The 23,788-nt window shown below is 64.6% G+C and carries 20 protein-coding genes; 5 read left to right on the top strand and 15 right to left on the bottom strand.

What is annotated here, in order from left to right; genetic code table 11:
- Nucleotides 1-2 precede the first annotated feature (2 nt).
- The gene (locus RIN49_RS13055) at nt 3-3,572 is read right to left on the bottom strand and encodes a family 10 glycosylhydrolase (protein WP_309120611.1); all 3,570 of its coding nucleotides are present in this window, start codon (nt 3,570-3,572) and stop codon (nt 3-5) included.
- Between the two features lie 245 nt (nt 3,573-3,817).
- On the opposite strand from RIN49_RS13055, the gene RIN49_RS13060 reads away from it, so the two are divergent.
- Nucleotides 3,818-4,186, top strand: a complete 369-nt coding sequence (locus RIN49_RS13060; RefSeq protein ID WP_309120612.1) for a hypothetical protein — start codon at nt 3,818-3,820, stop codon at nt 4,184-4,186.
- Nucleotides 4,187-4,197: 11 nt separating this feature from the next.
- Nucleotides 4,198-5,028, top strand: a complete 831-nt coding sequence (locus tag RIN49_RS13065) for a flagellin (protein WP_309120613.1) — start codon at nt 4,198-4,200, stop codon at nt 5,026-5,028.
- A 273-nt stretch (nt 5,029-5,301) separates the two neighbouring features.
- Here the strand turns inward: RIN49_RS13065 and RIN49_RS13070 are convergent, their stop codons facing one another.
- Nucleotides 5,302-6,237: a cation diffusion facilitator family transporter gene (locus RIN49_RS13070; RefSeq protein ID WP_309120614.1), complete on the bottom strand. Its 936-nt coding sequence runs from the start codon at nt 6,235-6,237 to the stop codon at nt 5,302-5,304.
- A 95-nt stretch (nt 6,238-6,332) separates the two neighbouring features.
- Nucleotides 6,333-7,322: a ketopantoate reductase family protein gene (locus tag RIN49_RS13075; RefSeq protein WP_309120615.1), complete on the bottom strand. Its 990-nt coding sequence runs from the start codon at nt 7,320-7,322 to the stop codon at nt 6,333-6,335.
- 73 nt (nt 7,323-7,395) lie between these two features.
- Between RIN49_RS13075 and RIN49_RS13080 the strand changes: the two genes are divergently transcribed.
- Entirely contained in the window at nt 7,396-7,938 is a 543-nt protein-coding gene (locus tag RIN49_RS13080) for a hypothetical protein (RefSeq protein ID WP_309120616.1), read from the top strand.
- Here RIN49_RS13080 and rocF read toward each other — a convergent pair.
- On the bottom strand, nt 7,931-8,833 hold the full coding sequence (gene rocF, locus RIN49_RS13085) for an arginase (RefSeq protein ID WP_309120617.1): 903 nt from the start codon (nt 8,831-8,833) through the stop codon (nt 7,931-7,933). The two genes, RIN49_RS13080 and rocF, sit on opposite strands and share 8 nt — an antisense overlap.
- A 57-nt stretch (nt 8,834-8,890) precedes the next feature.
- Nucleotides 8,891-9,664 carry a phytanoyl-CoA dioxygenase family protein gene (locus RIN49_RS13090; protein WP_309120618.1) on the bottom strand — a complete coding sequence of 258 codons (774 nt, stop codon included), beginning with the start codon at nt 9,662-9,664 and terminating at the stop codon, nt 8,891-8,893.
- Nucleotides 9,665-9,787: 123 nt separating this feature from the next.
- Here RIN49_RS13090 and RIN49_RS13095 point away from each other — a divergent pair, with 123 nt between their 5' ends.
- Both RIN49_RS13095 and RIN49_RS13100 read left to right on the top strand, forming a co-directional pair.
- The gene (locus RIN49_RS13095) at nt 9,788-10,627 is read left to right on the top strand and encodes an AraC family transcriptional regulator (protein WP_309120619.1); all 840 of its coding nucleotides are present in this window, start codon (nt 9,788-9,790) and stop codon (nt 10,625-10,627) included.
- Nucleotides 10,628-10,656: 29 nt separating this feature from the next.
- On the top strand, nt 10,657-11,382 hold the full coding sequence (locus tag RIN49_RS13100) for a DsbA family oxidoreductase (protein WP_309120620.1): 726 nt from the start codon (nt 10,657-10,659) through the stop codon (nt 11,380-11,382).
- Nucleotides 11,383-11,741: 359 nt separating this feature from the next.
- On the opposite strand, the gene RIN49_RS13105 is transcribed toward RIN49_RS13100, so the two are convergent.
- The 10 genes from RIN49_RS13105 to iolD form a co-directional block, all read right to left on the bottom strand.
- Entirely contained in the window at nt 11,742-13,223 is a 1,482-nt protein-coding gene (locus tag RIN49_RS13105) for a stalk domain-containing protein (protein ID WP_309120621.1), read from the bottom strand.
- A gap of 85 nt (nt 13,224-13,308) precedes the next feature.
- Nucleotides 13,309-14,109: an endonuclease/exonuclease/phosphatase family protein gene (locus tag RIN49_RS13110; RefSeq protein ID WP_309120622.1), complete on the bottom strand. Its 801-nt coding sequence runs from the start codon at nt 14,107-14,109 to the stop codon at nt 13,309-13,311.
- Between the two features lie 92 nt (nt 14,110-14,201).
- A complete protein-coding gene (locus RIN49_RS13115) occupies nt 14,202-15,467 on the bottom strand; it encodes a CehA/McbA family metallohydrolase (RefSeq protein ID WP_309120623.1) in 1,266 nt (421 codons plus the stop codon).
- Nucleotides 15,468-15,681: 214 nt separating this feature from the next.
- Nucleotides 15,682-16,698, bottom strand: a complete 1,017-nt coding sequence (locus tag RIN49_RS13120) for a LacI family DNA-binding transcriptional regulator (protein ID WP_309120624.1) — start codon at nt 16,696-16,698, stop codon at nt 15,682-15,684.
- Between the two features lie 72 nt (nt 16,699-16,770).
- Nucleotides 16,771-18,219, bottom strand: a complete 1,449-nt coding sequence (locus tag RIN49_RS13125) for a CoA-acylating methylmalonate-semialdehyde dehydrogenase (protein ID WP_309120625.1) — start codon at nt 18,217-18,219, stop codon at nt 16,771-16,773.
- Between the two features lie 6 nt (nt 18,220-18,225).
- Nucleotides 18,226-19,068, bottom strand: a complete 843-nt coding sequence (locus RIN49_RS13130; protein ID WP_309120626.1) for a class II fructose-bisphosphate aldolase — start codon at nt 19,066-19,068, stop codon at nt 18,226-18,228.
- Nucleotides 19,069-19,073: 5 nt separating this feature from the next.
- Nucleotides 19,074-20,075 carry a 5-dehydro-2-deoxygluconokinase gene (iolC, locus tag RIN49_RS13135; protein WP_309120627.1) on the bottom strand — a complete coding sequence of 334 codons (1,002 nt, stop codon included), beginning with the start codon at nt 20,073-20,075 and terminating at the stop codon, nt 19,074-19,076.
- Between the two features lie 25 nt (nt 20,076-20,100).
- Nucleotides 20,101-20,919, bottom strand: coding sequence for a 5-deoxy-glucuronate isomerase (gene iolB, locus RIN49_RS13140; RefSeq protein ID WP_309120628.1), 819 nt, complete (start codon nt 20,917-20,919; stop codon nt 20,101-20,103).
- The gene (gene iolE, locus RIN49_RS13145; RefSeq protein ID WP_375295245.1) at nt 20,916-21,848 is read right to left on the bottom strand and encodes a myo-inosose-2 dehydratase; all 933 of its coding nucleotides are present in this window, start codon (nt 21,846-21,848) and stop codon (nt 20,916-20,918) included. The genes iolB and iolE overlap by 4 nt, the downstream gene beginning before the upstream one ends.
- Nucleotides 21,849-21,886: 38 nt before the next feature.
- Entirely contained in the window at nt 21,887-23,755 is a 1,869-nt protein-coding gene (gene iolD, locus RIN49_RS13150; protein WP_309120629.1) for a 3D-(3,5/4)-trihydroxycyclohexane-1,2-dione acylhydrolase (decyclizing), read from the bottom strand.
- Nucleotides 23,756-23,788: the final 33 nt, after the last annotated feature.

Consider the following 23,788-nt stretch of genomic DNA (forward strand, 5'->3'; position numbering starts at 1 on the left):
GTCTAGAGCAGCTCGGCGACGGCAAGCAGCATCGCCGCTTGCTCCTCCGTCAGCCGCTTGCCGGTTAACGCGCGAACCTCGTTCGCGAACGCTTCGAGGTTGCCCGGCTCCGCTTTCTTGATCAAGGAGTTTTGGATGCCTTCTTCCCCGGGCCCTGAGACGTATGTCTCGATGAGGCGGGCGAGAACGGCGCCATCGGGCGCTTCGACGGCGAACGTCGCCGCAGCCGTGCCGACGTTGCCCGCCGCGTCGACGGCGCTGACGGTCGCTTCATGCGTACCGACGCCTACCTCCAGCGCCGGCATCGACACGACCGCCCCGATGCACGGATCGTAGACGACGCCGGAAACCGTATCCGACGCGACGCAGCTCACAACGACGAATTCGTCGATCGCATAGGATCGAGCGCCTTCGAACAGAATCGTCGGCGCCGTCCGGTCGATACCGACGGCAAGCGTCTTCGCGGCTTCGACGTTCCCCGCGGCATCCGCGCTTCGATAAGTAATCCGATGCGTGCCGTCTTCGTCGAGGACGATCGGGCCATCGTACGCCCGCCACGTCGCGCCGTCGTCGAAACTCGTCTCCGTCCGAACCGCCCCGGCGTCGTTGTCGACGGCGGTCAGCGTCACCGTCACGCGCGAGACGTACCAGCCGTTCCGCTCCTCCCCGGAAGCGACGGCGGTCGTCGTCGGCGCCTCGACGTCCGGCACGTTCCGCACCGTCGCCGGCGCGCTCGGAACGCTCTCCCGATGAAGGCGGCTGACCGCCGTCACGACGTACGTGTACGTCGCTCCCGACGCGGCCGTCCCGTCCGTGAAGCGTTGTACGGCACCGTCTGCGGCTCGCGCCGTCCCGACGATCGCTTCCGGCCGGCTCGTGTCGCCGGCAGCCGCGCCGTCGAACCGGTAGACGACGTAATACGCCGCCTCGTCCCCGGCCGACGCGCCGCCGTCCTGCCACGTCAGCTCGACGCCGGCTCCCCCGCGCGCGGTCGCGGACGTCTCCGCCGGCGCCTGCGGCGCCGCGCCGCCGAGCCACGGCATGACGGGCACGAGCGCGGGCTCGCGGTACAGTTCGTTCTTCAACCGGTCGGTAAAGCCGAGCGGGTTGTCCCCGAACCACTTAGCGCTGAAGTACATGCTGCCGCGCACCTCGTCGTAATTGCGGTTATAGGCGACTTGGTTCGGCATTTCGTCGGGGTTTTGCCATGCGGGGTCGGCCGAGCCGATCCGGTATACCGCCTGCCCGCTATAGAGATGCACGTTCTTCCCCTTCACGAGATCGCTCCACCACTCGACCAAGACGTCGTACGCTGCAGGCGAATACCCCATGTACCAATAAATTTGCGGCGTAATGTAATCGATCCACTCTTGTTCCACCCACGTCTTCGAATCGGCGTAGATGGCGTCGTAGCTGCTCAGCCCGTTCGTGTCGGAGCCGGTCGGGTCTTGCGATTTGTTTTTCCAAATGCCGAACGGGCTGATGCCGAACTTGACGTGCGGCTTCTCGGCTTTGATTGCCTCGGCGACCTCTTGCACGAACGTATTTACGTTGTGGCGCCGCCAATCCGCCTTGTTCGCGAAGCCCGCGCCGTACGTTTCGTACGTGCGCTGATCCGGGAAGTCGACGCCGGCCACCGGGTACGGGTAGAAGTAATCGTCGAAATGAACCGCGTCGATGTCGTATTGTTCTACGACTTCCATAATCCCGTCGATAATGAACTGCTTCGCCTCCGGAATGCCCGGATCGAAGTACAGCTTGCCGCCGTAGCTGACGACCCACTCCGGATGCAGCCGCGCCGGATGATCGGGAACGAGCTTCGTTACGTCGTCCTGCAGGCTGATGCGGTACGGGTTGAACCACGCATGGAATTCCAAGTTGCGCTTATGGGCTTCTTCGAGCGTGAACGCGAGCGGGTTATAGCCTGGGTCCTTGCCCTGCTGTCCCGTCAGCCATTCCGACCAGGGTCCGTATTCCGACGGATAGAACGCGTCCGCCGTCGGCTTGATCTGCATGATGACCGCGTTCATGCCGGCGGCCTGCAGCTCGTCGAGCAGCTCGACGTAGTCCTGCTGCTGCGTCGCCGCGTCCGTGACGCCCTTCCGCGGCCAGTCGACGTTGTCGACCGTCGCGATCCATGCCGCCCGCAGCTCCGCCTTCGGCGCCTCGTGCGGCTCGTTCACGACGAGATAATGCGACGCCGTCTTGCCGCCGAACGTCGCCGTGATGCGCGACGTGCCGAAGGCGCGCGCGACGACCGTGCCGTCCGCGCCGACCGTCGCGACCGACGGGTCGCTGCTCGCGAACGCCGCGTCCGCCGTCACGTCGACCGGCGCCGGCAGCCAAGTGTATGTCCCGAGCACCTTCGCTTGCTGGGTCGAGCCGACGATCATCGCTCGAAGCCCCGCGACCTCGATCGACTGCAGCACCGGCACCGGATCCGTCACTTCGAGCGCGAGCTCGGTCGACGCCCCCCGGTAGGTCGCCGTCAGCGTCGCGGTCCCTTTCGCAACGGCGGCGACCCGTCCGGCCGCGTCGATCGCGGCCACGCCGGGATCGCTCGAGGCGAACGTTACGCCGTCGAGCGCCGCGACCGGCTCCGCCAGCCCGGCATACACGGCGTACGCCCGCATTTCGCCGTTCGCCCCCGCCTCGAGCCGCGTCGGTCCCGACGCCTCGAGCCGCTCGGGCGCGACGCTCTCCGCCGCGACGGTGACGGCGTAAGACGCTTCCGGCGCGCCGGCGTACCGGGCCGTGATCGCGGCCGTACCGACGCCGACCGCCGTCACGACGCCGCTCGCGTCCACGGTCGCCACCGCCGGATCGCTGCTCGCGAACGACAGGCCGCTTGCGACCGGCGTCGGCGCGGAGGCGTTCGCGTACGTCGCGAAGGCGCGCGCCTGCGCCGCCTCGCCGACCGCGAGCGGCGGCACGCCGGCGAGGTCGAGGCCGTAGACGGAGAAGTTGCCGTAAAATGCGCGCAGCTGATCGAAGTAGATCGCCCCGGCGTTTTTATTGTCGGCCTTCGTCTCGGCGACATAGAGCTGATTGAGTTTGATCGGCGCCGCCATCGCGGCCGGCACCGCCGCGGTGACGAACTTCCACCCTTCCCAATTGAGGCCCGAGCTCGTCGTGAAATCGACGGCCGTTCTCGTGCCGGAGGCGTCCTGGAGCTGCCCCCGCAGCCAATGATCGTTGCCGTCCCCGTACACCCAAACGCCGATGCGCGTCGGCTTGCCCGGCATCGTCCGGCCGGTCGTTCCCGAGGGATCGCGGAAGTTGACGTACGCCGCCGACGTGCCGGCCGTCCCGGTGAAGTCGTACGACAGCTTTACCGCGTGAAAGCCGTAATGGATCGTCTCCGGCCGGGAGACGAGATCGAGCCGAACGCCCCTGGCTTGCGCGGCGGACGCGAACAGACCGGTCGTCTGCTCGAACGACTCGACGACGACCTCGCCCGACGCAACGCTCGCGGAGGCTTCTTCGGCGCCCGCGCCGAACAGTATCGCCTGAGCGCCGAGCAGCGCGGCGACGGCGGCGGCGATCCCTTTTCGAGAGATGCGATTGAACATAGCTTGTAAGTCCACTTCCTTTTCGAATGAGATTATGAATGCGCTTTCATATAAAACAATTCTTCCCCGCGGCTCCCCGCGTTCGACCATCTCCTCCTTCGACGGATTGCCAAAGCTTGGCTAGACTTCGATCTAAGCGTATAACATTATGTTTCGCGTTTCAATATGTAATTTGAAATTTTATTTCACAATCTTCCTTGTCATATCTGCTCTCTCTATTCATAGAGATAGAGTACATAGACTTCGTGAAAAACGAGGAGGCGGCGATTATCGACCAGACGGTTTACCGCGAGAAGCTCCGCGCGTACCAGGAAGCGTACGTTTCGACGCTCGACCACGGCGCAGCCGCGCTCAAGCTGCACGAAGCCGCCGTCGCGGCGATTCGGCAAGCGGCGGAAGCCGCGGATCGGCCGCTGCGGCGCGCGGCTTTCGAGCATCGGGCGCTGCGCGCGTTGAACGCTTTGTCCGACTGGATTCGCCGGAACGCGATGCTGCCGGGGGCCGACGCCGCGACGTGCGACGCGCTCGTCATGACGTATGCGCGCGCTTCGCTGCACGTGCACAAGCGGGAATACGACGCTGCGGTCGAAGCGATTCGCGTCGCGATTCGATAGGGGGGTTGCAAGTGACGGTTTCGTTCGGGTCCATCCTGCAAGCGGTGTACAACTATAGTCGGCTGCAATCCGCCAACGATCGTCTGATGGTGCAGCTATCTACGGGGAAACGCATTCCATCGCCCAAAGACGATCCCTATCTCTATCGACGGATTCACGCCTTCGAAGTAGAAAGCGCTCGATACGAGACGTATTTGAATGCGATCGACGAAGGGTCTGCGGTCGTCTCTCACGTGCACGACGCGGTCGGACTACAGCTCGAGACGCTCGAGAACATGCGGGACATCGCGAATAAGGTTTCCGCGGGGGGCCTCAGCTCGAGCGAGCGAAGCGCGCTGAACGAGCAATACGAGGAGCTGACGGAGCAGCTGAAAGCGATCGCGGAGGGGACCGGGTTCGGGGGGGAGACGTATTTGGACGGCACGTATTCGGCTGCCGGATCCGGCTACCGCATCGCTACGGGGCCGGGAGGGGAGTATTACGAGCTGACGCTGCCGAATACGACCGCGGGAGACGACGGGCTCGATCTCGAGGATACGTCCGTGTCGTCGACGGGCAACGCGAATACGGCGGTGGGGAAGCTGGAGGACGCGATCGAGACGTTGACCGGGCTGCGGCAACGGCTCGGGACCGGCGAGTTTATTTTGGAGTCGCGCGCCGGCTTAATGGAGAGCAAACAGCGGGAGCTGGACTTATTGGTCGAGAAGTATCAGGCGGTCGACCCCATCCGGCTCGCCGCGGAGCTCGACCGGAACAAGACGCTGCAGCAATACACGCTCGCAGCGATCGGCGCGTCGCTCGATTCGCGGCAACGCTTGGTGGACTACTTGTTCCCGCGGTAACGGGGGGCCCGAGAGAGCAGCGGCGGCACGGTTTAGCGGAAAATTCCGCTTTTAACCGCAGATCTGCGCTTGAACCGCCCGGTTTAGCGGAATATTCCGCTTTTAACCGCAGAACTGCGCTTAATCCGCCCGGATTAGCGGAATATTCCGCTTTTAACCGCAGATCTACGCTTAGCCGGCCGGGTATGTGGCAACCTCCCCGACCAGCGGCAACCGAAAACGGCCGCCCGGACGAGGAAAGACCTCGGCGGGCGGCCGTTGCGCGGCGCAAACTTACGAAACGACCTTCAAGTGCTGCTTGCCGAATTCGCCGTGATCGTGAAGCAGCGGGTGCTCGATCTGGATCGTTGAGTGGGCGATGCCGTGCTTCGCGGTCAGCATCTCGCTCACGGCGAGCGTGACGCACATCGGCTGAATGTCCCGCTGCACGAAGACGTGGGCGGTCAGCGAATATTGGTCCGTCGCGATCGTCCAAACGTGCATGTCGTGCACGTTCTGGACGCCTTCGACCGCCAAGATGTCCTTGCGGATCGTCTCGAGATCGAGATGATCCGGCACCGTGTCCATCAGGACGCGATACGACTCCTTCACGATGCGCCAGCCGCCCGCCGCGATAATGCCGCCGATCGCCATGCTGACGAGCGGGTCGAACAACGGGATGCCGGTGAAGTAGATGAGCACGGCCGACACGATGACGCCGACGGAGCTGAGCAGGTCGCCGATGAAATGCCAGAGCGCGCTCTGCACGTTCAAGTTGTTCTCTTCCTTCATGCTGCGGCTGAGCACGGTCGTCAGCACGATGTTGACGACGAGGCCGATGGAGGCGATGCCGAGCATCAAGCCGAGGTCGATCGGCTCCGGACGAACGGCGCGCAGCACCCCCTGCACGAAAATCCCGCCGGCGATCACGACCAGCGCCAGCCCGTTCAAGAACGACGCGATCGTCTCGAAGCGGACGTAGCCGAACGTGTATTTGCCGTTGGGCTTCCGCGTCGCCATATAGATCGCCGCCATGCTGAGGCCGAGCGCCGCCACGTCGGAAATCATATGCGCCGAATCGGAGAGCAGGGCGAGCGAATTGGAGAGCAGACCGCCGATCACCTCTACGATCGTAAACGCGAACGTCAGAATCAACGTGATCCAGAGCGTTTTCTTCGTTTTCGTTTGCTCCTTGCGGTGGCTGATATGGTGGTAGTCCTTTTCGATCATGCCGATCCCTCCCGGTCCGTAGATTATAATAATTCTAATTTAGAACTTATTATAATCATAATATGCCGAAAAGGGACCGTTGGCAAGTGAATCTTCTATGAATCCCGGGAGTGAGAATCAGCGTCAGCCGTTGCCGAAGACAGCCCGCGGACCATCGCGTACATCGCCGCATGCGTCGGCGCCGCAAGCCCCTTCGAAGCCGCCGACCGGAGCACCGCGCCCGTGATCGCATCGATCTCGGTTTCCCGTCCGCCGAGCACGTCCTGCAGCATCGACGAGTGGTTGCCCGCCGTTCGCTCGCACACGCGTAGCACCTGACGCCATTCGGCTTCCGGATCCGTCGCTTCCGCCGCATTCGTCAGCGCCGCGTACGCTTCGTCGAACAGCGCCCGCATGACGGAGCGGTAATGCGGGGATGCCGCCAGCTCGCCGTTCGTCACGCGCAAGATCGCGGTCAACGGATTGATGACGCCGTTCGTCAGCAGCTTCCGTCTGACGAACCGTTCGATGTCGGGAACGACGTCCGCTTCGAAGCCCGCCGCTCGAAGAACGTCGCGCGCCGGAAGCGCCTGCCCCATCAGGCTCGCAGCCGCTGCCTCCGAACCGGCCGCGGCCGCGCTCCCGATCGCCGTCGTCCCCTCGCCGGTGTGGGCGACCGCGTCCGCCGCCGTCTTCTTCGCGCCTTCGGTCGTCACCGCGACGAAGACGCGCTCCGGCGGCGCTCCGGCGGCCGCGAGCCGTTCGACGTGCCCGACGCCGTTCTGGAACAGCAGCAGCCGCGCCCCGGCCTTCGCCGCGCCCGCGGCATAAGCCAGCAACGCGTCGTTCCAGTGCGTCTGCTTCGTCGCGAACCATAGCCAGTCCGCATCGGCGGACTCGGAGACCGCCGCGTCGAAGGCCTCGCAAGACAAGCGCGACCGGCGCTCGGCGCCGTCCGGCTCCAGCACGGATACGCCGTCCCGAGCGACGCGCTCGGCCTGCGCCCGCGTCCGCGCGATCAGCCGGACCCGAACGCCCGGCACGCACGCCGCTTTGCCGGCCAACAGCAAGCCCAGCGAGCCGCCGCCGACGATATCGATGTTCATCGTTCGATCCCTCCTAGGACGCGGAAACCTTCCCGCGCGACGATTCGTCTGGATAGTATTGGGGGTGTTCGATATGAAAATATTCCGTCCGCTCTTCCTCCTCGCCGCCGCGATCCTTACGTTTAGCGCATTCGCCGCCTCGCCGACGCCCGCATCCGCGCTAAGCTGCGCGAGAGTCCTCCCGCTGGAGGAGGAGTTCGCGCGTGCGGAAGCCGTCTTCCGCGGCGAAGTCGCCGAACGCCGCGACGACGGCCGCGTCGCGCTGCGCGTCGACGCCGTTTGGAAGGGAGAGGATGTCGGTCAGACCGTCATCGTGCAGCCGAACATGTGGGTCGACTTTCACGAAGACGGGGAATACGTCGTCTTCGCCGAGCCCCATGACGACGCCTGGTTCCCGATCCTGTGCGGCAATAGCGGCACGGCGAGCGCCTTCGCGCGTCACGCGCTAGGCGAACCGATCGAGACGTTCCCGCCGCCCTCGGAGCCGCCGGAGCCGGCGCTAACGGGAAAGACGGCCGCGTTCGCCGCGGCCGTCCTTGTCGTCGTCGCCTTCGTATCGTTCGCGGCCGGCGCGCGATGGGGCCGGCGACGACCGCCGGACGATGCCGTCAAATAATGCGCTTGCCGAGCGCCGACATGACGAGCCCGACCGCGAGCCGCGCCGTGCGGCGGTTGTCGTCCTGCGACGGGTTCACTTCGGCGACGTCCATCGAGGTGATGCGGCCGGTTTCCGCCAGCAGCTCGCAGGCGAAATGCGCCTCCCGATACGACAATCCCCCGGGAATCGGGAAGCCGACGCCGGGCGCCTCAAGCGGGTCTAGGCTGTCGGCCGAGATGCTGAGATGGACGCCGTCCGTGCCGTTGCCCGCGATGTCCATCGCTTGGGCGATCACCTTTTCGATCCCGTGCTTGTCGATATCGTACATCGAAAAGAACGCGATGCCCTCGGAACGGATCACATCCCGCTCCTCCGGCTCGAGATGGCGGACGCTGATCAGCACCAGCTTGTCCTTGCTCAGAAGCTTGGCCCCTTCCGCGACGTCGGACAGCTTGAAGCCCGCCTTGCCGAGCGCGATCGCGAGCGGCATGCCGTTCGCGTCGCCGGTCGGGGAGGAAGTCTCGGTGAGCAAGCCGCCGTAAGCCGTAAAGCAGATGGCGCCCAGGTTCGCGTAGTGCCGCGTCAGTCCGGCGAAGGCGCCGATCGAGACGCTCTGATCGCCGCCGAGCACGAGCGGGAAGCTGCCCCCTCGCGCGGCGTCCGTCACGAGATCCGCCACGCGGCTCGACATGCCGCGAACGGCCGCCTGATGCTTCATCTTCGACGGGGACGGGGACGCCGCGTCCTTCTCCGGCGTCTCGACGGTAAATTCGCCCGTCACGTCGTACCCGAGCGTCTTGATTTGCCGCAGCAGCCCGGCGACGCGCATGCTCTCCGGTCCCAGCTCCGTTCCCGAACGGCTCGAGCCGAGCCCGAACGGCGCGGCGATGATACTGATTTTTTTCTGCTCCATATGTTCGACCCACTTTCGCATCGTTTATTACAGAGTCTACCATAGGAGCATGGGCGTTTACACGTTCAAGATATACCTTGCCGCGGACGAGATTCTGTCGTACGTCGACTTTCGGATGTATTCGGCTTGACGGAGCTGCTGCGGCAGCTCTCGGGCCGTGTAATACGAATGCATGGCGCGCCGCGTCCGATTCGTCCGATTCGACGTGCCGCCGTGCCATACGTGCGAATTGAATACGCACACCGTGCCCGCCGGCGCGACGAGCGCAATTTCGTCCGGATGGGAATCCCGCGGATCGGCCATATAATCGGAAGGCGAACCGCCGAGCTTATGCGTGCCGGGCACGAGGCGAGTCGCGCCGTTGTCCGCCGTGAAGTCGTCGATGAGCCAGATGGAATTGCACACATGGAACGGTTCGTCGGCCCGCCTCGGCCCCCAGTCCGCGTGCAGCGCCTGCAACCCCTCGCCGGGAACCGCGTCGCGCGCGTTCAGCGACGACAGCTGGAACGGACGGCCGATCACCCGGCGCACGGCGGCGAGCACCTTCGGATGCACGTACACCGCGTCGAAGACGGACCCCTTGTTGACCAGATCCGCCAGCCGGCGCGTCCCCTTCTCCTGATGGACCTCCATGCCTGCGTTCGCGCCTTCCCGCTCCATCAATTCCTCGTATTTGTCTCTCAACTCGGCCAGCGCCGCTTCCGACAGCACGCCCGGAAACACGACGAACCCCCGCTCGTCGATCGACGCCTTCTCCGCTTCGGTCAAAGTATCGTCCGACGCGCCTAAAGCCGCCAACGCCTCTTCAAACTTGCTATTCTCCTCGTTCACCCGAATCGCCCCCCCGGACTCGATATGCGCATTGAATTCATGCTCATTGTATGGTACATTCCGGGAAACGCGCCATCGGCATTCTTGCCGATAATATGCTCATTCTTGCGGTGATGATCCCTCATGACTACTTTGATCGAGGAAGCTCCTTCTTGCCTTTATGCCGCCGAGGTTCGCAAACGGATCGGAGAGCCGTCCGTGTACCCGCTGCACCGTCACGAGGATCACGGCGAGCTGCTCTTGATCGTAGAAGGGGAGGCCCGCTACGTCGTCGATCTGACGCCCTTCGTTGCGCGGCAAGGCGACCTCGTCTTCTTCCCGCCCGGTGTCTGGCATCAGGAAGCGTCCGAGCCCTCGGCGCCGTTCCGATTTTATTACCTCGGGCATCAAGGACTGCGCGTCGCGGGGCTCGCGCCCGACCGGTTCGACGAGCCGGGGAAGCCGTGCTTTCTCCCGACCCGGGACCGGTTTCCGGCGATGAAGGCCGCCTTCGAGCGGCTGATCGAAGAGTTCGGCGACGCCGCGCCCGAATACCAAGAAGCTGTCGACGCCTTGCTTCGGCTGCTCGTCGTCGACGTGCTGCGGCTGCTCCGGTATCCCGACAGAGCCGCAGGGCGTCCCGCCCCCGACCGGACGGTGCGCCTCGCGACGCTGTTCATGAACGACCGTTACAGCCTGCCGCTGACGCTGGACGACGTCGCGGCCGCGGTTCATCTCAGCCCGTTCCATTTGTCGCGGCTGTTCCGACGGGAGAGGGGGCTGTCCCCGATCCAGTATTTGATCCGATGCCGCATCGAAGCGGCCAAGCGGCTGCTGCTCACGACCGGCGACAGCGTCGACAAGATCGCCGCGTCGGTCGGCTACGAAAGCCCTACGGCGTTCCATCGCCAGTTCAAGCGCGCGACCGGGACAAGCCCCGGAAAATACCGTAAAGATTTACTTACTTTTAATAACCAAGTATAATTGAGAAAACCAATGGAGGTGGCCGCGCGATGAAAGTGGAAATTTGGTCGGACTTCGTGTGTCCGTTTTGTTATATCGGCAAGCGGCGGTTCGAGGAGGCGCTCGCGTCGCTGCCGTTCCGGGACGACGTCGAAGTCGTCTACCGCAGCTTCGAACTCGACCCGCGGATGGAGAAGGGCGTCGCATACAACGTACATGAGGCTTTGGCGAAAAAGTACGGCATGAGCCTCGAGCAAGCGAGGCAGTCGAACGCCGGCTTAGCCGCCCAGGCGAAGCAGGTGGGTCTGGAGTACAATTACGACGAGTGGAAATTCACGAACACATTCGACGCGCATCGGCTCGCGCACTTCGCCGCGTCGGAAGGCAAGGCGCACGAGATGACCGAACGGCTGCTGCACGCGTACTTCACCGAAGCGAAGCATCTCGGCGACCGGGAGACGCTGGCGGACCTCGCGGCGGAGGTCGGATTGCACCGCGAAGCGGCGCTTGAGGCGCTTGCGGGCGACGCGTTCGCGGACGCCGTGCGCGCCGACGAGAGCGACGGCTCCGCCCTCGGCATTCGCGGCGTGCCGTTCTTCGTCATCGACCGCAAGTACGGCATCTCCGGCGCCCAGCCGACGGCGACGTTCGTCAGCGCGCTGCAGCAGGCTTGGGACGAGAGCCGTCCGTCGCTTACCTTGCTCGGCGCCGATGCCGAGAGCGGCGGCGAAGCGTGCGCCGACGGCGCATGCGCCGTGCCGAACGCGAAGGAGTGACGAACGGTTGAAGCCGTCCCGAATCGTCGGGGCGGCTCTTTTTCGCGTCGGGACGGAAAACCTCCGCCTGCACCGCGAGACGGAAAACCTCCCTCTGAATCGGCGCAATATCGAAATCGAAGGCGGATTTCGCCGAACAAGGCGGAGGTTTTCCCTCTCGTGCGCCGAAGCCGCCCCGATTTCGCGAGATGAGAGGGAGCTTTTCCGGTTCAGCGGCACGAACGATTTCCGTCGATTCAGCTCGGCTGAGCGAAGGGAAGACGAGGACAAGGAGCGCCGGTTGAGAACACCTTCCCCTCCCCCACGAAAAAGAACCGTACCCCGGATCGCCTCGGCGACCTGGGGTACGGCCCTGTTGTTTACGGCAGCGGCACGACGAGCACCTCGAACGGCATGAACGAGCCGGACGCGGCGCCGAGCTCCAGCTCGACGGACGCTTCCGCGCCGCTCGTGCGGCCGATCGCGTACCCCTCGCCGACATGCAGCGCGTCCGTCTTCACGACGTCGCCGTCGAATTTGACCGCGCCCATGTACAAGCCGCGAAGCGGCACCAGCACGAACGCGGCCTTGCCCGGCGACTCGATCTTCAGTCGGTAGATAACGCCGTAGTTGCCGAAGTTTTGCGCGGGCTCGCCGGTGACGGCGTCCGTGCCGACGGCGTAGTGACCGCTCAAGCTGCCGACGGCGCCGATTCGGATGCGCGCCGGCTCGCCCGGCTCCCACTCGGCGGCGTCGGCCGTCAGCCGGATTTCGCTGACCGGGAACGTCCCGCGATCATGGATGTCCCGGGCGGCGAACGGCGTCGACCTCGCGACGGCGAGCGGCTCCGATGCGGGCGCCGCGACGACGTCGAACCGGAGCGCGCCGTCCGTCGTCACGTCGAAGACGGCGTGCGCGCCGTCCATCGGCGAAAGCGGCTCCGTCCGGTACAGGACGACGGTCTCGCCCGGCCCGACGGTCCGGCGATCCTCCGCGCCTCCGGCAAGCCACGCCGCCAGCGCCTCGCGGCCTTGCTTCGCGTAGTCCTTGGATCGAGCGGCGACGCCTTGGCGCGTGAAGGCTACCGTGACCGGAGCGTCGCTTTCGTTCGTCGCGAGCCATCCGACCGTCGCCGCCGCCTTCATGCCGTTCACGTGCGTCAGGAACAGCCGCGCGTCGCCATCGACCTCGTCGCGGTACAGGACGCCGAACTCGCGGAACGTCTCCGGGCTGTCGCTGAACAACAGCGTCCGGGACGACGCGTCGGGCGTCGCCGTCGCCGCGACGAGCGGATAAGCCCCGTACCGGGCGAAGTCGATCGGCACGAAGTTCGGCTCGGCCGGATTCACCGGCTTCGCGAACGGAAATTCCGGATCGGCGACGGTCGCCTTCCTCGCGACGGGATCGTACCCGACGTACAGTCCCATGTAATCCGCGATCGCCCGGATCGACAGCAGCAGACGTCCGTCCTTCACGAGCCCCAGCCCGTCGAACGGCGCGGGCATGTCGTTCACCCACGCCTGCATCGCGCCTTGGTTGACGTGAATGCGGGTTTCGTCGTTCCGAAGAACCGCGTCGTAGCTCTTGGGGTCGTACTCCGCCGTAAATCCGAACGCTTCGGCGAGCTGCCGCGCCGCCACGTACACCCGTCCGTTATGTATCGTCATCGGATACGTCGTCGCCGGCGCGCGGCCGTTCACCGATACGCTGCCCCGGTCGATGTCGAAGACGACCTCCCGCGTCGACGTCCGCGGAGCCGCTTCGTCCGCCGACGATGTATCCGGCCATGCGGCCGCGCCGCCTAAGAGCAGCGCGGCGGACAGCGACGCGGCGAGGATCCTTTTTGCAAGCCAATGCTTCATCCCGTCAACGCCTCCGTTCCATCTCTCCATAACAATAGAGACGCCGGCGGGTACGCATAAGTTTCGTCGAACGCTCTTACAATTTCTACCGAATCCGAAGCGAAGCGACGATCGGATAATGGTCCGACGGGTACCCGCCGCCCACGACGTCGCGGACCACCTCGACAGACTTCACGTCGCACTCCTCCGTTACGAAAATGTAGTCGATCGGCTCCCCTTCCGCCCCGCCTCGGAAGTCGTGCGCCGTCAAGCCGGCTCGCCCGTCGGGAAGCGCGCCGTAGGCATCGGCGAGTCGCGTCGCCATCCGCTCCTCGGCTTCCCCGCGCAAGTAGCGCACCGGCTCATGCGACGGATGGCAGTTGAAGTCGCCCGTCAAAATCAGCGGCAGCTCCGCCTCCGCGCGCGCCTCGTCGATGCGCCTGCCGACGAGACGGCTGCCCCGAATGCGCGCCTCCCGCCCGCGATGGTCGAGATGGGTATTGAAGAAATACAGCTCTCGCCCCGTCGCGCGGTGACGGAATCTGCCCCTCGTGCAGATGCGAGGCAGATCGGCGTCCCAACCGACCGAGGCGGGAACCTCCGGCGCGTCGGACAACCAGAATTGACCGAAGTCGACTACGACGAGCTCGCTTTTCTTGTAAAAAATCGCGTTAAACTCCCCCTCCGCGCCGCCGAGCCGTCCCATCCCGAGACGCCCGAATTCGGGAAGACGCTCGTCGAGGTCGGTCAGCATATCGATCAGCCCCTCCTGCGTGCCGATCAGCAGCGGATCATACCGGCGAATCGTACGAACGACTTTCTCGACCCGGCGCGGCCAGGCGTTCGCACCGTCCCCGGCATTGTTGTAGCGCAAGTTAAAAGACATGACGTTGAACTCGATCGTCATTCCGGATATACCCCCAAGCTTTGTAAGTATCGTTTGCATGTTTCTCCGTTCCGTATGCGTACGGGCTCGGCCTCGGCGGGATCCTGCTCGGCCTACGAGATCTCCTCGAAATAAATCGCGTTCGTGACGGCCGCGAGCAGCGTTGCGTCGACCTCCGCGAAATGTCTCCACACCTCCGCGCGGTAGAACGTGTCGCCCGCCGCCAAGCGGTGCGTCCATGCGAAAGCGCCGTCGGCTTCGATCGTCAGCTCCGCTGCCGTCCCCTTGTTGCCGATCAGCTTCAAGACGTCGCCCACTCGCAAGGCCGAAGCCTCCAGTCGAACTTCGCCGACCGCCCCGCGCGGCACGACGGCGCCGATGCCGTATCCGCCCGCTTGCAGCGCGACGAACGGACCTTCCGGCGCATAGCTCAGCACGACGCCGCCTCGTTCGATCCCGTCCAAGATGCCGGACACCGTCTTCGTGTCGCTGTACACCCATGTCGTCGGCCGGGCATGGCGAATATGAGGATGCGGGCGGTGCGTATCGCTGCCGCCGACCGCCGTCAGGCGCCGCCCGGCGACCAGCTGCTCGTGCCACCAGTTGAGCGTATGCAGATTCGCTTCCCGCCACGGGCCGTTCCAAATTTCGACCCAGTCGAAGTCGACGTCGAAATCCCACAGCCACGGGCAATGGGTGCAGTGCGGATGGTTCAAGACGATCTTCGCGCCGCGCTCGCGGCCCGTCCGGATACGCCGGCGCACATCGTCCATGTTCGATACGCGAAAGTCGTCGAGCGGATCCGGCACCCCTAAGAAGTTGCTGTGGCCGAAGTTCGTCGTGAACTCCATGCCCGGGATCATGACGACGTCCGTCCGACGCGGATACGCGTCGTTCTGGCTCGTCGCATTATGATCCGTCATCGCGAGAAAGTCGCAGCCCAGCTCTTCCATGATCCTCGCGTTGTCTTCCAAGGTATACGTGCCGTCGCTATGGTCGCTGTGCATATGCAAGTCGCCCTTGAGCCATCTCGGGGCCGCCGGATCGAATCGGATCGCGACCGTCACCGTGCAGCCTTGCGGCGGCACCTCGTACGCGTTGTGCAGCACCGCCCAGTCGCCCGCGTTCAGCCGCCCCGCGAGATAGCCGGGCGTCGCCTTCTCCAACCCCACCGTAAACTGCTTGCGCGCGCCGCCGCTCCAGCCGCGAACCCGCGTCTCGTCCCGGAGCCCCAAGTCGATCGTCGCCTTGCCCTCGCCCTCTACGCGAACCGCGTAGCTGACCGTAATCGCCTCGACCCCTTGCGGCATCCGGAACGGGATTTCGATATAGGCGCTTTGCTCCTCGGGCGCGATATAACGCTCGAAGCATTGTTCCATCGGCGTTTCCTCCTTATCCGCATAACAGCGCTTACATACAATAAACCGGTCCGCGACCCCGATGGACGCGGTGCGCAGCTTCGGCTCGATTCGTTAAACCGGTTTAAAATCGATCAAGGAAAAACCGATCGCCCCGGTTCGTTAGACGACCGGTTCGACGGTTCCTTAAGTACAGCCCCGCGATCGGCTCAAACCGAGCCGCGGAGGCCGCCCCTCAGCGGGGCGCCTGCGCGGGCGCGGACGCGGTCGACCCTCTGCGAATCAACCGAGGGTCGAGCACGACCCGCTGCTTCGTTTGCTTCTCCCCGTGAATCTCCTGCGTAATGAGATCGACCACTTCTCTTCCCAAATCCGGAATCGGCTGCGCGATCGTCGTCAGCGGCGGTTCCGCGAGCGACGCGATCAAGGTGTTGTCGAAGCCGACGACCGACAGCCGCGCCGGCACCGCAAGCCCCATCGCCCGGCACACCTGCATGATGCCGATCGCGAGCAGATCGTTGCACGCGAAGACGGCCGTCGGCGGCTCGGGCAGCTCCAACAGCTGCCGCGCCGCCTCCTTCCCGCCTTCGATATCGAAGGAGCTGATGCGGATCAGCGCCTCGTCGACGGGCAATCCCGCTTCCTCCAGCGCCTTCTTGTAGCCTTCCACGCGCTCCCGGCTGCTCGACACGCTCAGGTTTTCCGCGATGACCGCGATGCGGGTATGCCCGAGCTCGACGAGATGGGACGCCGCAAGGTAGCCCCCGCGGAAGTCGTCGACCCGCACCGTATCGACGGAGAGGCGCCGGCTTTCCCGCGCGATCAACGCGACGGGCAACCTCGCGTCGAGCAGCGACTTCACCGACTTGTCGCTCTGCATGCCCGTGGCGAGAATAATGCCGTCCACCCGCTTCTGCCGAAGCCAAGCGAGGTATTTCTCCTCCTTGTCCGCGTCGTTATCCGTGCTGCAAATGACGACGTTGTACCCCTTCTCGTGAGCGCGATCCTCGACGCTGCGCGCCACCTCCGCGAAAAACAGGTTGCCGAGATCGGGCAGCAGAAGTCCGATCGTGTTCGTCCGCTTCTTCGTCAGCGCCGACGCCACCAAGCTCGGCTGGTAATCGAGCTGCTTCATGACGTTCCGGACGTGCTGCCGCGTCTTATCGCTGATTCTTCCCGTTTCGTTAATGACCTTGGACACCGTGGCGATCGATACGCCCGCTTCCTTCGCCACGTCATAAATCGTTGCCATCCGTTATCTACCTCATCGTCGCCGTCGTTCCGGTTCATTTTCCTACTATTGTACCAGAAAAGCGGGAGGCGTTTAGTACCTGGCGACGACCATTTTCTTGCGCGTGTAGAACTCTACCCCGTCCTTGCCGTTCGCGTGCAGGTCGCCGTAGAACGATTTCTTGTATCCGGAAAACGGAAAGAACGCCATCGGCGCCGGCACCCCGACGTTCACGCCGAGCATCCCCGCGTCGATCGACTCGCGGAACTGCCGAATCGCCCGAGCGTCGTTCGTGTACAAGCAAGCGCCGTTCGCGAATTCCGATTCGTTCGCGAGCGCGACGGCGTCGTCCAGCGTCTCGACCCGGACGATCTGCAGGACGGGGGCGAAAATTTCGTCGTTCCAAATTTTCATCCCGGCGCGCGCATGGTCGAAGATCGTCGGGCCGAGGAAGTAGCCGGGGGCCGACGCCCTCGCATGCTCCCGTCCGTCGAGCGCCAGCGTCGCGCCTTCCTGGACGCCCGCTTCGATGTACTGTACCGTCCGCGCCTTATGCGCCTCGCGGATGACCGGGCCGAGGAAGACGCCGGGCTCCATTCCGTCGCCGACGGATAGAGCTCGCGCCGCCTCTACGAGCTTCTCGACCAAGGCGTCGCCGACGCCGCCGACCGCCACGACGACGGAAGCCGCCATGCAGCGCTCTCCGGCCGAACCGAACGCGGCGCTCGTAATTTCCTTCACGGCGAGGTTCAGGTCGGCGTCCGGCAGTACGATCGAATGGTTTTTCGCGCCGCCGAGCGCCTGCACCCGCTTGCCGGCCGCCGCGGCGGACGTATACACGTACTCGGCCACAGGCTGCGACCCGACGAACGAGATCGCCGACACGTCGAGGTGCTCGAGCAGCCCGTTCACGACGTCGCGCGCTCCGTGCACGACGTTGAACACGCCGGCCGGCAGCCCCGCCTCGGCGAACAGCTCCGCGAGCCGGTTCGCCGTGAGCGGCGTCCGCTCCGACGGCTTCAGCACGAACGTATTTCCGCAAGCGATCGCGAGCGGGAACATCCAGCACGGCACCATCATGGGGAAGTTGAACGGGGTGATGCCTCCGACGACGCCGACCGGATAGCGGTACATCGCCGACTCGATGCCGGTCGCGATATCGGGCAGGTGACTTCCCATCAGGAGCGTCGGCGCGCCGGCGGCGAACTCGACGCATTCGATGCCGCGCTGCACTTCGCCGTACGCTTCCGTGTAGCTTTTTCCGTTTTCCAGGGTAACGAGCTTCGCCAGCTCCTCCCAGTGTTCGACCAAGAGCTGCTGATATTTGAAAAGGATTCTAGCGCGCCGCGGCACCGGCACCTTCTTCCAATCTTGGAATGCGTCCTTGGCCGCCCGTACGGCCGCGTCGAGCTCCGCCTTCGAAGACAGCGGCACCGTCGCGATTGTCTCGCCCGTCGCCGGATTCGGCACGTCGTCGCGATTCGCCGACGCCGACGGCGTCCATGCGCCGCCGATATAGTTCTGGATCGTCTGTATGCTCATCGTTCCTTACTCCTTCCCCCAACCGAGGACTTCGAATTTCCGGATCGCTTCCGCCGTGACGGCTTCCATCGGCTTCGCGAACAGCTTGATGCGGTCGAACTCCGACGGATGTGCCTCCATCTCTTCCCGCAGCGTCCGCCCGAATGCCATGCGGAGCGCCGTGCCGATGTTGATTTTCCCGAACCGGTGCCGGACGAGCCGTCGCAGGTCATCGTCCTTGACGCCGGTGGACCCGTGCAGCACGAGCGGCGTAGAGCCGACGCGCGCTTGGATAGCCGCCAATCGTTCGTAATCGATGCTCGCGCCTTGCGATTCCATTCGGTGCACCGTGCCGATCGACACCGCCACCGCGTCTACGCCCGTCTCCGCCACGAAGCGGCCGGCTTCTTCGGGATCCGTATACTCGTGCTTCAGCCCGAGCGACGGATCGCTGTAGCCGACAGAGCCGATCTCGGCCTCGAACGAGACGCCGCGCGACCGGGCGAGCGCCGCGATCCGCTTCGTCTCCGCGATGTTGTCCGCAAGCGGAAGCTGCGACCCGTCGAACATGACCGACGGATAACCGAACGCGATCGCCTGCTCGATCGTCGCATAATCCTTGCCGTGATCGAGGTGGACGCAGACGGGCACGCTCGCCTCGCGCGCGATCGTCAGCAGCATCGGCGCCAACATCGCGAACGGCATGTGCTTCAGCGCGACGACGTTCGTCGACAACATGACCGGCGCCCCGAGCCGTTCCGCGGCGCGCACGACCGCGATCGCGTCCTCATAGCCGAAGACGTTGAACGCCGGCACCGCGCGCGGCTTCCCGGCCGCCTCCTCCACCATCTCCTTCATCGATACGAGCATGGCGGTCAAATCCCTTCCGCGCGGAAGCGGTCGATGCGCGCCTGGATTTGCTCCGCGGTCGGCATCGCGTCCGAGCAGCTGTGGCTCGAGACGACGATGGACGCCGAAGCGGCGCCGAACTCCTGGCAGCGGGGAATGTCCCAGCCGTTCATGAGGCCGTAGATGAACGCGCCCGCGAACGAATCGCCCGCCCCGAACGTCTTCACGACCTGCGCCGGGAACGTCGAGCCCTTGAACTCGCCGCCGTCCTTCGTGTACGCCGTCGACCCGTCGCCGCCGCGCTTGACGACGATAACGCTCGCGCCCTTGCCGAGCCAATGGTCCGCCGTCCATCGGTCGTCCTGACGTTGCGGCCCGACGACCGCCTCCATCAGATCGAATTCGTCGCGGCCGCCGACGATGACGTCGCATTTCTCGGCGACGAGCCGGCAGTAGACGCCTGTCTCCGTCTTCGACTGCCACGTCCACGGGCGGTAATCGATGTCGAACAATGTGACGACGTTATGCTTCTTCGCGTATTCGAGCGCGACGAATACCGCTTCCCGGGACGGGCTCTTCGCGAGCGCGGTGCCGGAGATGAGAATCGCTTTCGCGCTCGCGATGTAATCCTCGCTTACTTCCGACGGCTCCAGCTTCAAGTCGGCGACGTTGTCCCGATACATCAAGATGCTGCATTCCGTCGGCGACTTGATTTCCGTGAACGCGAGTCCGGTGACGGCGCCGGTGCGATCGGTGTGGATATTTTCCGTATTGATGCCTGTGTCCTCTAAGTACTTCATGATGAACCGGCCGAACGGGTCGTTCGACACCTTGCCGATAAAGCCGGTGCGAAGCCCGAGCCTCGCGGACGCCACCGCGATGTTGGCGGGAGAGCCGCCCAGGTACTTCGTGAAGCTGAGCGTCTCCTCCATCGGCCGGTGAATTTCGTTCGCGTTCAGATCGATGCACAGCCGGCCGAGGCCGATCAAGTCGAGCGGTCGGTTCGGCTCGAATGATATCAACGACATCGTACGATTCCTCCTTCGCTTGCGATTACTTCCGATTCCGTTCCGGATGCATCAGCCACTCGTGGTCCGGGTCGTTATGGAACTTCCATGTCCGCGTCGGCCCGGCCATAACGTTCAAATAATAGACGTCGTAGCCAGGAGGCGCCGACACCGGATGATACCCCTTCGGAACGAGCACGACGTCGCCGTCCTTCACGACGATCGTCTCGTCGAGCGACCGGTCGTCCGTATACACCCGCTGGATCGCGAAGCCTCGGCCGGGGTTGATGCGGTGATAATACGTCTCCTCGAGGAACGACTCGCGCGGCAGATCGTCCTGATCGTGCTTATGCGGCGGATAGCTGGACCAATGTCCGTTCGGGGTGAACACCTCGACGACCAGCAAGCTGTCCGCTTCTTTCTGTTCGGGCAAAATGTTGTGAATGCGGCGCTCCATCTCTCCGTAGCCTCGCTGCTCGACGCCGACGTCGCCGGGCGCGATAAGCCGGGCCGGGAACGAGCCCTTGCCGGGCGCCGTGCAGACGGCGAGCTCGAGCCGCGTCAGCGCGGTCGCCTCGAAGCGATCTCCGGAAGGCACATAGACGGCATAGGGCGCCGTCCCCTCGAACACGGACATGCGCTCCCCGATGCCGGCGAATTCGGCATCCTTCGTCCGCACGTCGGCTTTGCCGCTTAGAAGCACGAGGCAAGTTTCCCGGTCCCCCTCGTCCCTCGTCAATCGCCCGCCGGCCTCCAGCGTAAATACCTCGAAGCCGACGTACGTCCAGCCCGCGCTCTCCGGCGATACGGCGACGACGCGGCCTTCCGCGTTCGGCGCGCCGCTCGGAACGGTCAGCTTCGTCATCCGGCGACGCCTCCTTGCTCCGACCGTGACGCGATGCCGCTCAGGTACGCGATCGCCTTCTCCGCGTATGCGTTCGGTTCGGCCACCGAGGGATCCTGCTCCGCTTCGATGATCATCCAGCTGTCGTAGCCGACGGCGAACAGCCGATCCAGAATCGGCGCGAAGTCGATCGCCCCGTCTCCCGGCACCGTGAACACCCCTTGAACGACCGCGTCTTGGAAACGGATCCCGTCGTGCCGCACCCGCTCGAGCACGTCCTGCCGCACGTCCTTCAGGTGGACGTACGCGATCCGGTCCGCATGCTTGTTCAGCACCGCGAGCGGATCCGCGCCGCCGTAATAAGCGTGCCCCGTGTCGAAGAGCAGGTGCACGAGCTCCGGATGCGTCGTCGCCATGAGCCGGTCGATCTCCTCCGGCTTCTCGACGATCGTTCCGATATGGTAGTGATAGACGAGCTTCATCCCGTATTCCCGGCAGATGCGGCCCGCTTCCTCCAGCCCTTCGGTCATCGCGTTCCATTCCTCGTCGGACGGCGGGATCACGTCCTTCGCGCCGGCCGGTCGGCGCGGATCGCCGGTGATCGAGCCGCCGAGCTCGCACGTCACGACGACCTCGCTGCCCATCGCACGCAGAAATTCGACGTGGCGCCGGTACGACGCCAGCTCCTCCTCGCGGCGCGAACGATCGGAGAACAGCACGCCCTTCCACTGCGACGTCAACCGAATGTTCCGCTCGGCGAGCCGCGCTTTCAGCTCCTCAGGATCCTTCGGAAACTTGCGGCAGTTTTCCGTGGCGCGAAATCCGAGTCGTTCGAAATCGTTCAGCAACTCCTCGAACGTGTAATGATCGCCGAGCGCCAGCACGTCTTCGTTCACCCAGTTGATCGGCGAGATTCCCAATTTCCATTCCGAAAATGACGGCATCGCCATAATGCGCTCCTCCTCTTTTTCCAATACATGCCCTCGGCTTAGTACAACGTCCTCGCCGACTTCATCCGCTCCGTCCACGCTTCCCGCGTCGCCAGCACCTTCGCGTCCGTCGAAACCTCCGCCGCGTCGACCCGCCACCACGAGCCGTAGCCGTCGGTGTTCGTACCCGGCAGGACGGGAATATGGATGAGCGTCGAGACCGCGTCCCGCTTCGCGCTCTCGAGCGCCCCCTTCAGCTCGTCGACGTTCGTCGCCGTGTACGCCGAGACGCCCATGCTGCGGGCATGCGCGGCGAAGTCGATCGGCAGGTATGCGCCGGACAATGCGCCGGTATCCGCGCTGCGGTAGCGGAACTCGTTGCCGAAGCCGTCGCTGCCGTTCGCGCGCTGCAGGTTGTGAATACACTGGTAGCCGTGATTGTCGAGCAGCAGCACGTTGATCTTCCGGCCTTCCTGGAGACTCGTGATCAGCTCGCTGTGGAGCATCAGGTAGCTGCCGTCGCCGACGATCGCGTAGACGTCCCGATCCGGCTCCGCCAGCTTAATGCCGAACGCGCCGGCCACCTCGTACCCCATGCAGGAGAAGCCGTACTCCATGTGGTACGACTTCGGCTTCGCGCTCCGCCACAGACGGTGCAGGTCGCCCGGCAGGCTGCCGGCCGCGCACACGATGACGGCGTCCTCGCCGATCGCTTCGTTGATCTCGCCGAGCACGCGGGTTTGGGAGAGCCCTACCGGCAGGTCCGCGGCATAGAGCCGATCCACTTCCCGGTCCCAGTCCTCCTTCAGCGCGCGCAGGGCGCTCTCCTCGTGAGCGGACCGGTAGCCGCGCTCCGCAAGCGCGGGCGTCAGCGCCTCGAGCCCCGCCTTGACGTCGGAGAGCAGCGCGAGGGCGTCCAGCTTTACGGCGTCGAAGCCGGCCACGTTCACGGAGACGAAAGCCGCGTCCGGGCGGAAGGCGGTTTTCGAGGCGGTCGTGAAGTCGGAGAACCGCGTCCCGAGGCCGATGACGACGTCCGCTTCCTTCGCCAGCGCGTTGGCCGCCGACGAACCCGTGACGCCGACCGCGCCCATATAGAGCGGATGATTCCACGGGACGGCGCTCTTGCCCGCCTGCGTCTCGGCGATCGGAATGCCGAACGCCTCGGCGAACGCGAGCGTCTCCGCGGCGGCCAAGGAATAGTGGACGCCGCCGCCGATCACGAGCAGCGGCTTCGCGCTTGCGGCGATTCGCCGGGCCGCTTCGGCGAGCGCTTCCTGCGACGGCTGCCGACGTTCGATACGGTGGACCCGTTTTCGAAAAAATTCCTCCGGATAATCGTACGCCTCCGCCTGCACGTCCTGCGGCAGGGCCAGCGTTACCGCTCCCGTCTCCGCCGGGTCCGTCAGCACGCGCATCGCGTGGATCGCCGACGACATCAGCTGCTCCGGCCGCGTAATCCGATCCCAATATTTGCTGATCGGCTTAAAGCAATCGTTCGCCGACACCGTGTAATCCATCGGATGCTCGACCTGCTGCAGCACCGGATCCGGCTGCCGCGTCGCGAAGATGTCGCCGGGCAGAAACAGCGCGGGAATGCGGTTGACCGTCGCCGTCGCCGCCGCCGTCACCATGTTGAGCGCCCCCGGCCCGATCGAAGAGGTGCAGGCGTAGATTTGTAACCGGTTGCGCTGCTTCGCGAAGGCGACCGCCGCATGCGCCATCCCTTGCTCGTTCTTCCCCTGGATGTAAGGCAGGCCGTTCTCGCTTCGCTCGAGCGCCTCGCCGATGCCGGTGACGTTGCCGTGGCCGAAGATGCCCATGACGCCGCAGACGAACTTATGCTCCTCGCCGTCGACCGACACGTATTGCCGATCCAGGAAGCGGAGCAGCGCCTGCGCCATCGTAAGCCGTACCGTCGTTGCCATGTTCCTCACTCCTTGATTCGATTATGGATATAA

Source organism: Paenibacillus sp. (genome assembly GCF_031177825.1).
Lineage (GTDB): Bacteria > Bacillota > Bacilli > Paenibacillales > YIM-B00363 > Paenibacillus_AE.